Below are 13415 nucleotides of genomic sequence, written 5' to 3'. Positions count from 1 at the left end.
TTAGCGGGCTTTGGTGGGACTGCGTCAAGCCGCGCCCGCCTCCTGGCGAGCGCCTTGACCAGTTCGATGAGGGGGCTTTCTGCCGCCATCGGCTAGTTCCCCCCGCTATCCACAGGCCCTGGCTCTTCGCCGAGCAGCGACCGGAGGAAGACCCGCAACGCGTGTTCGCTGCCGATCGTGCAGTTGGCGATGCTGTCGAAGACGTTTTCGTCGCGCAGTGCGATTTCTGTTTTCGCTCGGATGTCGTCGAGGGAACGGCACGGCTCTTTCAGCATTGCCGTCTCAGCGTCTTCCTTTGCTTGCCATAGTTCGTCGTGGTCGCGGCGGGCATCCAGTGTCACTTCGTTGCTGAATTTCCTGTCGGCTTCGCGCCAGGCTTGGATGGCCTCAGTGATCGAAAGACTCGGCTGGCCGCTTGAAGTCGTGCTGCCCGCGACTATGCGAGCAACGGTCATCGCATACTCATTGACCGCGGACATAAATCCGAGAACCAGACCCTTCGGTACCTGCTTCTGAATCATGTCAACCGTGATGCAGCCAAGCAGGGTGGCGTTCCCGTTGGTGGGATGCTTGCCGATGTATTTCAGGAGTTCTTGAGCAATCCGGCGGCCGGTATCGTAGTCCTGCGTGTAATTGCTTGGCTCGGAATATGGACCGGCTGTCACCACGTTCCAATGATCTACACCGCCGCGTTCCGCTTTGGTCTTTAACCGCATGAAAGAAAGGTCGATCGCATGGTGCGGAGACTTAAGCATTGGCCTGCTCCTTGCCGATGTCCGGAACGTAGGCGCCGGGAACATCGAAATGACGGGTTGCATCCGCGATCCGCGCAACGTGGCAGCGGGTGATACGGTGCAAGGCCGCAACGCGATCAAGCTCGACGTTCCGGCTCCCATCGCACTTCACGTACTCCATGTTGTGGAGGACGTCGTAGATGGCATCAAGGATGTGTTCGAGGTCGATCAGTTCATAGACGAGTTCGTCCGGTGCTAGGGTTGCAGTCGGCTTCATCGGATCGTCTCCCCTTCACCGGCGGCGTAAAACGCATCTCGGATTCGCTGCGTCCGGAAGGAGACGTCATTCCAGGCAAAGCTCAGAGTTTCGAGCTGGTGTTTGGTCAGCATGATCATCAGCGCTTCGTTGCCCCTGGTCTCCATGGGTACCAGTTGATCGTCGAGAAGGTCGGCAAGGATGTCGGCCATATAGTTGAGGCAGCAAATCTCGTGCTCGAGATTTCTGAAGGCGCCGATGATCTCGGCGTCAGTAGGCGGTACTTTCGGCATAGCTTCGCCAGCGGCCGTTTTCATGTTCGGCATGATCGTATCTCCAGTGATGTTTGGGAGATCGGCGCGAATTTGCGCCGGTCGCTGGCTAGTTGCAGTTCCGGAAGTTGCGGACGGCAGTCTTGAGACGGCGGCGCGCGTTGGCCTCGTTCTTCTTGGCGTAGACGAGGTTTTGATAGGCGGCGTTGGTGTCGCTCATCATCGCCTTCCACTGGTCGCTGTCTCGCTCGACGCGACCGACGCTGTGCGTTTCTTTCCAGTCGGCGTAGGCCTCGCGCAGCACCTGCTTCTTCGTGCCGACATTCGCTTCGTAGGCGTCGAGTTCGATCGCGCTGTCTGCCACGGCCACCATCAGGTGGATTTTGCGGGCGGTAAGGGCGATTGAAGACGTCGCACTTTTTGTGCTATGACTTCCCATGTCCAAATCTCCAAAGGTGTGGACGTTGATTTCCGCTTCCAGGCGGCAGTCTTTCGAATTCGGCGATCATCGAGGTTCCAGCCTCGTTAGGTCGCCGTTTTCAGTTTGGGGAGGTCCCGGTAGCCGCCTGCGGCCGGACCTTTTCCATCCGCTCCCTGATACAGCGAATGATCTCGCTGTTTTGAGAGCTGCCGTTTCGCTCCGACTGATCGGCGACAAACGCCTTCATTTCTACGGGGAGACGAACCATCAACCCGGCGGTGTTTTTTCTTTCTCTCACTGTACCCTCCGTTAACGTTAATATCGTTCCGATATCAAAAAATGTCAACTCACATATATCGTTTCGATATCATTTTCTTTATATCGAAACGACAGTATGGAGATGATCATGGGTAGATCGCCAAAAACGCCGAATGACGAGTTGGATAAGTTTCTTTTGCGCATGCCGGACGGCTTGCGTGATCGCATCAAAGCAGTGGCCGATGAAAACAATCGGTCTATGAACGCTGAGATAGTCGCTACTCTCGAAACCATTTATCCTCCGAAGTCGATGGACGTTAAGCTGCTCGCGGAATTCCTCGACTCCCTTGTTGGATTTAGTGACGACGAGGGATATGCAGCCTACATCGCGACAGTGAACGATGCCTTCGCAAAGACTAAGCACCATTGGACCGTCGACCCGGCTTGGGATGGTGTTGTGAAATTCTATCCCTATGCGACGAAGGAAAAGTCCGACAAAAAAGACTGACAGCACAGCGAGCTACCAAAACTGCGCTCTCGAACATCGTTGCTGTCATGGCTTGCCTCATCGACTGGTGAGGCAATGCTAATGGTCTATAGCCCACAATGTCAATGGGCTATAGACACATTTTCAGTGTAAGAGTTTCACCGACGGGAGGACCTGGGGATTGTGGCAAAGATCTCCCCGATCCATTCCAGGTGGACGCCTTCTATGGGGGCAGCGTTCCATGAGAAAAGGTTCACGGTATCGTTGACGCCCCTCATGATGGTTTTCAGAAAGCGCCGGCCGTCAGATGTTCGAACTGCCGCATCCTCGCCGTAGAAGCTCGCCAGGGGTTTGCGTTGATGGCGGTAAACTATGATGGCGGTGCCGTCTCGATAGACCGGGAGCATCGAGCTGCCGCGGACCTCAAGAGCGATCATCTCGTCTGGAAGCGCAAAGGGAACCTCAATCTGGTCAAGTCCTTCCGGGGGCACCTGCTCAAAGTCCGGCATCACTTCAGCGCCGGCGCCGATCAGCCCCATGACCGGGATGATTGACTTCAGTTCGTCCGTCTCGCCTATCAGATAAGAGACCGGCTTGCCGACGACCTTTGCAAGGTTGATGAAATTCTCGATGGTCGGTTCCTTGTCGCGCTTTAGCAAATCGCGAACATAGGTGTCGCTTTTCCCCGCCATTCTCGACGCGGTCAGCATGTTGAGGCCCTTCTCTTCGAGGGCTTTAGCCAGTCGCTCTTTCCAAATTTGTGTCATTTGCGGTTTATAGCCCAAACAGCGCCTTGCCGTCATCTGGTTTATAGCCTAATGGTAAATGGGCTATAGACCAGAATGGAGCGGCATATGGGCAGAGATGAATTGCTCAACCTGATCAGCGATTACCAGGCACGCGTCCCGATCGCGGATACTACCATCGGCTTGCGAGCCCTGAACGATCCTCACTTCGTGCTTCGTCTGCGCGACGGCAGGAGATGCTGGCCTGAGACGGCCGCAAAGGTTCTGGCCTTCCTGGAGGAATACGAAGCCGAGGCGAACAGGCTAAATGTCCTCTGCACCGAAGACGGTACGTGGATTGCACACGATCGGCGCAGCGGGCTCGCCCATAGCGGTCGAACTGCGAAGCTGGCGGAGGTGAGTCTTCGAAAGCTGCTGGACCAATCTCCAGAACGGGCGCCAGCTTGATGGCGACGACCGAAGAGCAAATCGCTACCTGGGAAACTTACCGGCTGGCGAAGATTAGAGCCGATAGCTCCCATAGCTTCCAGGACGGGCGCGCCGCGGCTTTGGCTTGGCGCGCGTTCGTTGACGTTTTCACAAACGATCCAGCGCCCCCGCCAGTCGATCTTGATCGGAAAGTCGTGATCTTTCCAGCTCACAAGGCCCGTAGCTCAGGAGGATCACGCCACGATGAACGAAGATCTTGACGTGCAACGGCTGCCATACATGCCGCTGCAGATCGAGCGCCTTCGCAAGTCGAAGGCATGGCTGCGCTGCAAGCGAAATCCGGAAATCGCGTTTTACATGGTGAACCTCTGGATGCGCGCTTGGCATGAAATCCCCGCCGGCAGCATCGAGGACGACGACGACGTTTTGGCCGATGCCGCCATGTGCCCGCCGGAAAAGTGGGAGGAGCTAAAAGATGACATCCTCAAGGGCTGGGATCGACGCGACGGGCGTGTCTGGCACAGCACTGTCATAGAGATTGCCACAGAGGCTGTCGGCAAGCTTCGCATGAACAAATCGCGCACTGCGGCAGCTCGGGAGGCGCGAGAACTTCAACGTCAGTCTTCTGTGACAGACACTATGACAGAGAATGTCACTGACTCTGTAACAGAGCACGAAGGGAAGGGAAGGGAAGAGAAGGGAATAGAAGATAAAACAACATCTGACGATGTTGTTGCCGTCGCCCCTTCGATTTCTCAGGATTTTGCCTTCGAAGCGCAGTCGATCAGGTTGACTGCAGCTAATCTGGAGCAGTGGCGGAAAGCCTTCCCGCATGTCGCGCTTGAGGCGGAGCTTTGGGCGCTGGACGAATGGGCGGGCACCAAGGGCAAGAAGTGGTTCACTGCCGTCAGCGGGGCTTTGGCGAAAAAAGAAAGAGCGGCGGTCGATCGCGTCAGCACTGCCGCAGCGGTTCGCGATCGAGGAGGCGGTCAACGGCGGGCTGATCCACGAATATGAAAACCATAGATCAGATCCTTCGCGAAAACGGCATCCAGCTTAGGCGCGTCGCCGCCGGTAACCAGAAAACAACCTGCCCGAAATGCTCGTCGAACCGGCGCAACAAGCGTGAGCCTTGTCTCTCCGTCCGGATCGATGCTGAAGGCGTCCAGTTCAACTGTCACCATTGCGGCTTCCATGGAGGCGATTTCTTTGACCAACATTCTCGGCCCGGCGGGCGCACTGGCATTCCAAAACCGGCAGATCGACCCTCAGGTCGCCGTTCTTTCCGGAGCCTATACGGGTAAAGCCGTCACCGGCGCTGATGGTAGCACTACCGTCGAACCGGATGCTGCGGGCAACATCGTCGTCTTTCCGTTCATCGACGGCGGCCGGCCCGTCGGTGAGAAATACCGGGCGCCAGGCAAGAAGTTCTGGCAGCGCAAGGGCGGCCGGAAAACATTCTGGAACGCGGACTGCATGGATGATCCGGCGCTTGAGGAAGGGCACAAGGCGCTGATCATCACCGAGGGTGAGATCGACGGACTGACGGCGATCGACTGCGGATTCCACACGACGGTCAGCGTCCCGGACGGCGCGCCTCCTGTCAGGGATGGGGAAGATCCGGATCAGCTCGACGACGCCGTTCCCGACGACGACAGCCGAGGGAAATTCGAGTTCGTCTACAACAACCGTCATCGGATCAAGCGCATCAAGCGGTTCATTCTGGCGGTCGACAACGATCCTCCTGGACGCAGGCTGGCCGCGGAGCTGGTCAGGCGCCTCGGCGCCGCTCGATGCTCGTTCTTGACCTATCCGGCGGGCTGCAAAGACCTGAACGACGTGAAGATGCGGCATGGACCGGATGCGGTCGTTCGCGTCATCGCGGAAGCAAAGCCGTACCCCGTCAAGGGCATTTATCTGCTCTCGGATTACCCGGAGCTCGACGAGCCGGTGACCTATTCGACAGGATGGCCTGACCTCGACGATTATCTCCGGGTCTGGCTCGGCGAGCTGATGGTTGTCACCGGCATTCCAGGCCACGGGAAATCCACCTGGACCATGAACCTATGCGTCAACCTCGCCCGCAAACACGGCTGGCGCGTCGGCGTTGCGTCGTTCGAAATCCCGACAGTGCCGGCGCTGCGCTTCAAGCTCCGTCTGGCTGCATCGGGGCTCGGCACCAAGCAATGGACGCGCGACGACGTGGCGGAAGCGGACGTCTTCATTCAGCAGCACTTCGTCTTCATCGATGCCGATCCAACTGGAGAGGCTGACGACGACATGACGCTGGAATGGCTTCTCGATCGCGCAGCGGACGCCGTCATGCGGCATTCGATCCGCGTTCTGGTCATCGATCCATGGAACGAGGTTGAGCATTACCGGCCGAAGGGTGAAAGCGAGACGCAGTACATAAATCGGGCGCTCCGCCAGATCCGTAAGTTTGCGCTGAGATACGGGGTGCTGGCGATCGTCGTCGCACATCCGACCAAGGAACTCGGCAAGGGCGGCGAATCCAGGACTCCGACCCTGTACGATATCGAGGGGTCGGCAGCCTGGTACAACAAACCCGACCACGGCGTCGTCATCGATGTCCCCGATCCAGATCTCCACGAAACGGTGGTCTGGGTGAAGAAGGCCCGCTTCTCATGGTCCGGCCGCAAGGGTGACGTGACGCTGGAATACCTGCCGGAGACTGAGGGCTATCGATCTCTGAATGGCTTTGCTCCGCTCTGGAAAGCAGCGCAGGCCGACCACCAGCAATACCGCCAGAGATCTACCGGCGGCGAATCTTGAAATTGATACGAGGGACAAAGATGTCTGAAAAGCGCAAGAAGCAGACGAGCGGACTGGAATGGAAGCCCAAGATCAAGGTCGAAAAGGTCACCATCGACAACCCGTTCTATTCCAAGGCTCACCGGGGCGTCGGAGCCAACCCGGTGAAGATCCAGGCGCAGATGAATATCCGCGAGAGCGCTATAGTCACGCTTGCTGCCAGGAAGCAGATCAACGAGGCGCAGCTTGCCGCGGCGACACGCTTCAGGTCGCTCTATGAGGCCATGGGCGGGGCAGGGGCGGGATCGTTCGACTACAGCCGCGAGCCGGTCGACGGCGGCGGCTCGCGCGAGCCGCTGACGGAACAGCAGATCCGCGCCGGCCAGGAGCTGAAGCGCTGCCGGGAAATCCTCGGCATCAAAGCCTATGACATCATGAGCAAGGTCGCCGGCCAAGGCTATGCGATCGGCGAGCTTGCAAAGTCGCATCGGGAGCGCACAACGCTTGCAGATTATCTAAAGGATGGGCTCGATGAAATGGCCCGCAACTGGGGCTATGAAAATCGGGGAGACAGGCGGAAGAGCGCCTGACGCTACTTGCGCCGTTACAACGAAGCGGGTATAGATTATCTACAGTCGTGATTTGCGCAAGTCGGACACGCAGCTGCTCACCAAAATCCGAGCCACAGGCCCCAACCGTGGACCACTCCCACTGGGAAGAAGATGGCCCCGGCTATTAGGAATCCCCACATCTGTTCGGTAAAGCAGACGTAAAGATGATTCAGCCAGCCGGCCATAATGCCGATCAGGAGCAGAAACCCCAGGAAATTTCCCATTGCGTTCCCCACGCCGGATTAAAGGTGATTTCAGTGGCAGTGATAGTCGCCTGTCTTGTGGTTGGTATGGCAGCCATTTTTATCGAGGCCACCGCCATGTGCAAAAGCGCTCGCTGCTGACAATGCGATTACGGTCGCTGCAAGAGCGATTCTAATGGTTTTCATTGGTTGAGTTCCCCATCCCTTTACACGCGCAGTAGAGCATGGGCGTGTATCGCAGTCGAGCTGTTTTCAACTACAAGTGTTCATTTGTGTGGACAAGGTAAACGGCCCGGTCGACGCGGATAAGCAGCAATCCGCTCTGAGCAGAAGTGCGTTCTTCCTATTGGCAAATCTTAGATTGTGCGCTTTCCTTAAGCGAAATGAGGGCGCGCCGATGGAACTAGATGATCCCATGCTTAGAATCGAATTCAACAATACCAAGCCGATTGAACTCGTTGATCTGACGACGAGCTTCACAGCTCTGGCTGAATCCTTCAAGGATTACGCTAATGTCAGAACGGGAGATCCGCGTCCCGATAACCTTCGTCTTTATGTGAAGGAAATCAGATCGGGCAGCGTGATCGCGGATCTCATCGCGGTTGCCCAGCAAGCGCAGTGGATAATGGAGCATGCCGAAGTCTTCGCCGGCTTCGTCGCAAGCACAAACGATCTTGTGAATTTCTTCTTAGGACGGGAAACGCTCGCGCCGGCCTCCGCGCCAACGACGCGTCAAGCCACGTACATTGCACAATTTGTTGAGCCGGTAGCCAAAGACTTCGGCTCGCAGATGAACATGAATGTAATGGAAGGTGGGATTGTTCACGTTCATAACCACTTCCAAATTGGCGGGATGGAAGCGAACGCCCTTCAGAACGGTGTATCTCGCTTCCTCGGCCCTCAGTTGCCATCTTCTCAATTCCTGACAGATCAGCTGATGGTCCTGGAGCAGGTAAAGAATGCAGCAGCGGCCAAATCTGGCGATCGGGGGATTATCGAGAGTGTTCATCCGAAGCCCGTTAAGCTTCAGTTCTCTACTGAAGAAGCCAAAAGGCGCGTCTTGGACATCCATGAGAATCCGTTCGATTGCGTATTCCAGGTTAACGTCGAAGTCCGATCTGCAGGCGGGAAGCCGGCAATGTATCGGGTCCTGGAGGTGACGGAAGTAATCCGCCCGGATACTGATTGACGATGGACGCAGCTATTATGGTCAACTCACTAGCCGCCCTGAGGTGGATTTATCGGCTTTTGATAAACCATGGTGTCAGGAATGGTCGATGCGGGAACAATAGCTAGTCCTGCGTCTTCCAAAGCCTGCTTCGCTTTGCCGACGAATTCGGTCGTGACCGGCTGTTGCTGATCATTGTCGAGTTTGGTGAAGAACGCGTCTAGGGTCTTAGCCTGGCCATCCTTGCTTGCTGCTGCAACGACCCCGGCAAGAGACGCATCCCGTTCGCTAAGGGCCAGTTGAGCGGTATTGGCTCTTTTTTCTGCGTCTGCGATTTTGAGTTCGAGGCCGCTAATCTTGATTGCAACCTCCGTCCATTTGAACGTCGTCATTAAAACGACGCCCATGACGACCAGGATTCCTCCGAACCCCCCGACGGCTATCTGACGCCAATATCTCGCGGCGGGCATAAAACAGAACGCTGATCCCGCAGCAAGGCAAATGCTACTTGCGAAAAAAACAAACTGATTGTTCATCGAATGATCCCCTCCTAGTTCCCCTGCACATAATTACAGACACTGTTTCAACTAAAAGTCGAGTCCTTACCAATACTGACGGAGTGCCAAAATGGACCCCTCAATCGCTCCCGCTTCTCGAGCGACCGCAGTAACCCCGAACGATACCGCCATTGTCGGTGCACGCGCGCTTTATATCGGCACGGCGGGCGATGTTGCCATTGCGCCGCGTCGGGACATGGATCCTGTCATCTTCAAGAGCGTGCCGGCCGGAACAATCCTCCCGGTTCATGCGGCCATTGTGGCGCTGACCGGAACCACGGCTTCCAACATCATCGCGTTGTTCTGATGGACAGCGGCAAGAACGTCCCGCTGAACGAGATCGGGATACAGGGTAGCGCCGCCAAGGTATCGCAGCCCATCTTTAACACCACGCATCCAGCCGATCAGAAGGCAGGGGACCATGACAGGCAGACCGACGAAGTACACCACGGCACTTGCTGACATCATCTGTGAGCGCATCGCTGATGGCGAAAGCCTTCGATCGATCTGCAGGGATGAGGCCATGCCGGCAAAGTCGACAGTGCTTGCTTGGCTGGCTGATGACGACAAGAACGCTTTTCGGACCAAGTATGCGCAGGCGCGCGAAATCCAGGCCGACGGCTTCGTCGACGAGATGGTCGAGATTGCCGACGACGGCACGAACGACTGGATGGAAAAGAAGAACGCCGACGGTGAAACGACCGGCTGGCAGGAGAACGGGGAAGCCATCAGGCGCTCGCAACTCCGCATCGGAACCCGGCAATGGATTGCCGAGAAGCTGAAGCCGAAAAAGTATGGCGCCAAGGTCGAGCTGGAACACGGCGTGACCGGCGAGGTGTCGCAGCTGCTGGAAGCTATCAATGGCAAGACCCGCGGACTTCCAAGCGGCAGTTGATCAGTTTTCGGACTGGCGCTGGCGTCTGAATAATCTCTACTGGATCACGGACAAGGAAGGCAAACGGGTCCGGTTCGAAATGAACTGGGCTCAGATGACGTTCTTTGAGCAGATGCACTATCTGAATGTGCTGCTGAAGGCGCGCCAGCTCGGGCTGACCACGTTTATCCAGATCTTCATGCTCGACGCGTGCGTTTTCAATCGAGACATTCGCGCGGGCACGATTGCTCACACCTTGGGCGATGCGCAGACCATCTTTCGAGACAAGGTGAAATACCCTTACGACAACCTGCCCGAGGGTATCCGCGATGCGATCCCGATCGTGAGGGATAACCAGACGGAACTGTTGTTGGGGAATAACTCTAGCATCCGCGTAGGCACCTCGCTGCGGTCGGGCACGCTGCAGTACCTTCATATCTCAGAGTACGGGAAGCTCTGCGCCAAGTACCCGGACAAGGCGAGGGAAGTCAGGACGGGTGCGCTGAACACAGTGCAGGCCGGCCAGCTCGTTTTCGTCGAGAGCACTGCAGAAGGGCAGGAAGGTCATTTCTACACTCTCTGCGAAGACGCCCAGGTCAAGCAGCGTCAATCGTCGAAGCTGACGGAGCTCGACTTCAAATTCCATTTCTTCCCATGGTGGAAGGAACCGCAGTATTCGATCGCGCCCGAGGGCGTCATCATCACCGAAGCGTTCGCGAAGTACTTTCGCACTCTGGCCGATCAAGGCATCGAACTGACGGACCGCCAAAAGGCTTGGTACGTCAAGAAAGCGGAAACGCAGCTTGGCGACATGAAGCGTGAATATCCGTCATCGCCGGCGGAAGCGTTCGAAGCCAGCGTTGAGGGCGCATACTATTCGGATCAGATGGCGGTGGCCGATGCCGAGGACCGCATAGGCATCTATCCGCATGTGGCCGGCTACCCTGTCCACACGATATCCGACATTGGCATGGATGACACGAATAGCGTCTGGCTGTTCCAGGTGCTGCCGAGCCGGGTCCGAATGATCGGTTATTTCGAGCACACCGGCACCGGCATGGACGGCATGCTCGACGAGCTGGAGCGGCGCGGCGCCGAGCATGGCTATGTCTATGGCGTCCACAACATGCCGCACGACATCCGCGTCAGGGAGTGGACCCGCGGCGGCCTAACACGCATCGAGGTGATGCTTGCGGAGGTCAAGGCGAGAAACCTGGGAACGGTCCGCAAGATCGAGCGCGCCTATGTTCACGACCGCATCAACGGCACCAGGCGAATTCTGGCAAAGATCGAGTTCGACCAGGCTGGATGCACTCAAGGCATCAAGTGCCTGAGGAACTACCGAAAAGAATGGGATGAGGATCTGAGCGTTTTCCGCGACGTACCCCTGCACAATTGGGCTTCGCACGGCGCCGACGCTTTCGGTGGCCTTGCGATCATCTTCACGGGCCTGGCCGCGGAGCCGCTGAAGCCACAACCGAAACCTCTACCGACGTTCCAGACCATGACGTTCAACGATTTCGTCAACTCCACACCGACCTATAGCGAGCAAGTTTGATGGATGACGAAGCCGCAACATTGCCGGCCGGTGAACAGTACGACTTGGCAAAGGTCGGCGCGCACTGGCAGCAGGAGCTTGAGCGCGGGCAGCGGTATTTCAAGTCATGGGTGGATCGCTGCACGAAGATTGAGAAGATCTACCTGCAGCAGGCGGACCAACAGAGCGCGAAACGTCGGTTCCCGATGCTTTGGGCGAACGTCTCAGTTCTGCAGCCGGCGGTTTATGCACGGTTGCCGCAGCCGGTCGTCGAGCGTAGGTTCAAGGATTCACAGCCGGTAGCGCGCATGGCGTCGGAACTGGTCGAGCGCAATCTTGCGTTCGCCGCGGATGACGCGGATCTCGATTCCCTCATGCGGGCGGTGCGCGACGACTTCCTGCTCTGCGCTCGCGGCACGGTGTGGCTGCGGTATGAAGCGGATTTCGAGCCGCTCGATATAGGCGTAGAACCTTCGAATGCTCCAGGTGCGGATATCGGCGGCTCGCCAGCCGAACAGATCACCGATGAACGGGTCTGCATGGATTACGTCCACTGGTCGGACTTCCTGCATTCGCCTGCTCGCCGCTGGAAGGATGTAACGTGGGTGGCGCGCCGCGTGCCCATGACAGACGAGGAATTCGACAAGCGCTTTCCAGAGGGACGAGCAAGCCTCGCCGCAAACGGCGCCGGCTCCAATCACGGGACCAACCAGACCGAACGCGCTCAGAACGAGGGTAAGACGTACGTCTGGGAAATCTGGTGCAAGAGCGAGAATTATACCGTCTGGATCGCCGAGGGTTCGCCCGTGGCTCTGGAGGTATCGGAGCCGCCGCTGAAGTTGGCGCGCTTCTTTCCGTGCCCGCGGCCGGCATTCGGAACACTGTCGACCAGCTCGCTTATCCCGGTGCCTGACTACGTCTATTACCAGGGCCAATGCGACGAAATCGACGTTCTGACGAAGCGCATCAACAAGCTGACCGATCAGCTCCGCCTGAAGGTGTTCTATCCGTCCGGTGATGGCTCGGTATCCCCGGCCATCGAAAAGGCCATGCGGCCTGACAATGACACGGTGATGGTGCCGATCCCTGAGTGGGCCGCGTTCACCGATAAGGGCGGATCGAACGCTATCGTGACGCTCCCAATCGATCAGGTTCAGAAGGTCATCGTGGCTTGCATCGAGGTGCGCAAGCAGTTGGTCGAGGATGTCTACCAGATCACCGGTATCTCGGACATCGTGCGGGGCGATACCCAGGCGTCGGAGACGGCTACGGCGCAGCGGATCAAAAGCCAGTGGGGTTCTATCCGCATTCGCGACCGCCAGGCCGAACTCGCACGGTTTGCGCGCGATATCGTCAACCTCGCCGGCGAGATCATCTGCGATCAGTTCCAGCCGGAGACGTTGATGCTCGTCAGCGGTATCCAGCTCCCGACCGCAGCGCAGAAGCAGCAGGTCGAGATGCAGATGCAACAGCAGCAGATGGCGCAGCAGCAGGCAGCAATGCGCGCTCAGCAGATGGGTCAGCCGGCGCCACCGCCGCAGCCTCCCCAGTTGCCGCCTGAAATGCAGAAGATGATGGAGCAGCCGACAATCGACGAAGTCGTGCAACTGCTCCGCAATGACAGTGTGCGCGGCTTCCGGATCGACATCGAGACGGATTCGACGATCGAGCCGGACGAGGATGCGGAGAAGCAACGCCGCATGGAATTCGTGCAGATGGTCGGCAGCTTCATGCAGCAGGCCGGCGTAATAGCGCAGCAGACGCCGGTGCTGGTGCCTGTGATGGTCGAGACGCTGCTGTTTGCCGCGCGCGGCTTCAGGGCAGGGCGCCAGCTCGAAAACACACTGGAGCAGGTAGGTGCGCAGCTATCGCAATCCGCGACCGCTCCCAAGCCTCCGCCGGAGCCCACGCCCGAGCAGATGATCAATCTGAAGGCGGCACAGGTGAAGGCCGGCGCCGAGGAAAAGAAGGCCCAGCTCAGCGTGGCCCAAGCGCAAATCGAGCACCAGACCACGGTGGAGCAGGCGCGCAGCGACATGGCGGCGCAGGCACTCCAGCAGTTCCAGCAGCAGCCGCCAGCCTACCAGTGA

19 protein-coding genes are annotated in these 13415 nt (G+C 57.7%); 10 read left to right on the top strand and 9 right to left on the bottom strand.

Features of this window, described 5'->3' with window-relative positions:
- Positions 1-92: 92 nt before the first annotated feature.
- The 5 genes from ELH03_RS17575 to ELH03_RS17555 form a co-directional block, all read right to left on the bottom strand.
- Positions 93-755 carry a hypothetical protein gene (locus ELH03_RS17575; protein WP_130806770.1) on the bottom strand — a complete coding sequence of 221 codons (663 nt, stop codon included), beginning with the start codon at positions 753-755 and terminating at the stop codon, positions 93-95.
- Entirely contained in the window at positions 748-1011 is a 264-nt protein-coding gene (locus tag ELH03_RS17570; protein WP_130806768.1) for a hypothetical protein, read from the bottom strand. Before ELH03_RS17570 ends, ELH03_RS17575 begins: the two co-directional genes overlap by 8 nt.
- Entirely contained in the window at positions 1008-1316 is a 309-nt protein-coding gene (locus ELH03_RS17565; protein WP_130806766.1) for a hypothetical protein, read from the bottom strand. The genes ELH03_RS17570 and ELH03_RS17565 overlap by 4 nt, the downstream gene beginning before the upstream one ends.
- 55 nt (positions 1317-1371) lie before the next feature.
- The gene (locus tag ELH03_RS17560) at positions 1372-1701 is read right to left on the bottom strand and encodes a hypothetical protein (protein WP_130806764.1); all 330 of its coding nucleotides are present in this window, start codon (positions 1699-1701) and stop codon (positions 1372-1374) included.
- A gap of 100 nt (positions 1702-1801) precedes the next feature.
- A complete protein-coding gene (locus ELH03_RS17555) occupies positions 1802-1951 on the bottom strand; it encodes an Arc family DNA-binding protein (RefSeq protein WP_130806799.1) in 150 nt (49 codons plus the stop codon).
- Positions 1952-2089: 138 nt separating this feature from the next.
- Here ELH03_RS17555 and ELH03_RS17550 point away from each other — a divergent pair, with 138 nt between their 5' ends.
- Complete coding sequence (locus tag ELH03_RS17550; protein ID WP_197730643.1) at positions 2090-2449, top strand: Arc family DNA-binding protein; 360 nt, start codon at positions 2090-2092, stop codon at positions 2447-2449.
- A 137-nt stretch (positions 2450-2586) separates the two neighbouring features.
- Here the strand turns inward: ELH03_RS17550 and ELH03_RS17545 are convergent, their stop codons facing one another.
- Positions 2587-3231, bottom strand: a complete 645-nt coding sequence (locus ELH03_RS17545; RefSeq protein ID WP_130806762.1) for a S24 family peptidase — start codon at positions 3229-3231, stop codon at positions 2587-2589.
- 51 nt (positions 3232-3282) lie between these two features.
- Here ELH03_RS17545 and ELH03_RS17540 point away from each other — a divergent pair, with 51 nt between their 5' ends.
- Together ELH03_RS17540 and ELH03_RS17535 are read left to right on the top strand one after the other, a co-directional pair.
- On the top strand, positions 3283-3621 hold the full coding sequence (locus tag ELH03_RS17540; RefSeq protein WP_130806760.1) for a hypothetical protein: 339 nt from the start codon (positions 3283-3285) through the stop codon (positions 3619-3621).
- Positions 3622-3846: 225 nt separating this feature from the next.
- A complete protein-coding gene (locus tag ELH03_RS17535) occupies positions 3847-4620 on the top strand; it encodes a DUF1376 domain-containing protein (protein WP_130806758.1) in 774 nt (257 codons plus the stop codon).
- Here ELH03_RS17535 and ELH03_RS37465 read toward each other — a convergent pair.
- Entirely contained in the window at positions 4593-4823 is a 231-nt protein-coding gene (locus ELH03_RS37465; protein WP_165447334.1) for a hypothetical protein, read from the bottom strand. The two genes, ELH03_RS17535 and ELH03_RS37465, sit on opposite strands and share 28 nt — an antisense overlap.
- On the opposite strand from ELH03_RS37465, the gene ELH03_RS17530 reads away from it, so the two are divergent.
- Positions 4813-6396, top strand: a complete 1584-nt coding sequence (locus ELH03_RS17530; protein ID WP_245511844.1) for a bifunctional DNA primase/helicase — start codon at positions 4813-4815, stop codon at positions 6394-6396. The genes ELH03_RS37465 and ELH03_RS17530 overlap by 11 nt on opposite strands.
- Before the next feature lie 20 nt (positions 6397-6416).
- Entirely contained in the window at positions 6417-6965 is a 549-nt protein-coding gene (locus ELH03_RS17525) for a hypothetical protein (RefSeq protein ID WP_130806756.1), read from the top strand.
- A 275-nt stretch (positions 6966-7240) separates the two neighbouring features.
- Here the strand turns inward: ELH03_RS17525 and ELH03_RS38605 are convergent, their stop codons facing one another.
- A complete protein-coding gene (locus ELH03_RS38605) occupies positions 7241-7375 on the bottom strand; it encodes a YHYH domain-containing protein (protein WP_130806754.1) in 135 nt (44 codons plus the stop codon).
- A gap of 211 nt (positions 7376-7586) precedes the next feature.
- Here ELH03_RS38605 and ELH03_RS17515 point away from each other — a divergent pair, with 211 nt between their 5' ends.
- On the top strand, positions 7587-8378 hold the full coding sequence (locus tag ELH03_RS17515) for a hypothetical protein (protein WP_130806752.1): 792 nt from the start codon (positions 7587-7589) through the stop codon (positions 8376-8378).
- 29 nt (positions 8379-8407) lie between these two features.
- On the opposite strand, the gene ELH03_RS17510 is transcribed toward ELH03_RS17515, so the two are convergent.
- Positions 8408-8893 carry a hypothetical protein gene (locus ELH03_RS17510; RefSeq protein ID WP_130806750.1) on the bottom strand — a complete coding sequence of 162 codons (486 nt, stop codon included), beginning with the start codon at positions 8891-8893 and terminating at the stop codon, positions 8408-8410.
- Between the two features lie 91 nt (positions 8894-8984).
- Here ELH03_RS17510 and ELH03_RS17505 point away from each other — a divergent pair, with 91 nt between their 5' ends.
- The 4 genes from ELH03_RS17505 (at position 8985) to ELH03_RS17490 (ending at position 13415) form a co-directional block, all read left to right on the top strand.
- Positions 8985-9221 (top strand): spike base protein, RCAP_Rcc01079 family, encoded by a 237-nt coding sequence (locus ELH03_RS17505; RefSeq protein ID WP_130749698.1) that lies wholly within the window; start codon positions 8985-8987, stop codon positions 9219-9221.
- A 114-nt stretch (positions 9222-9335) separates the two neighbouring features.
- Positions 9336-9809, top strand: a complete 474-nt coding sequence (locus ELH03_RS17500; protein ID WP_130806748.1) for a terminase small subunit-like protein — start codon at positions 9336-9338, stop codon at positions 9807-9809.
- Positions 9775-11346 (top strand): terminase large subunit, encoded by a 1572-nt coding sequence (locus tag ELH03_RS17495; protein ID WP_130806747.1) that lies wholly within the window; start codon positions 9775-9777, stop codon positions 11344-11346. The genes ELH03_RS17500 and ELH03_RS17495 overlap by 35 nt, the downstream gene beginning before the upstream one ends.
- Positions 11346-13415 carry a hypothetical protein gene (locus ELH03_RS17490; protein ID WP_130806745.1) on the top strand — a complete coding sequence of 690 codons (2070 nt, stop codon included), beginning with the start codon at positions 11346-11348 and terminating at the stop codon, positions 13413-13415. Before ELH03_RS17495 ends, ELH03_RS17490 begins: the two co-directional genes overlap by 1 nt.

Origin of the sequence: Rhizobium beringeri, from assembly GCF_004306515.1 — a bacterium.
Lineage (GTDB): Bacteria > Pseudomonadota > Alphaproteobacteria > Rhizobiales > Rhizobiaceae > Rhizobium > Rhizobium beringeri.
The sequence above is the reverse complement of the archived record's forward strand: the minus strand, read 5'-3'. Positions and strand labels throughout refer to the sequence as shown.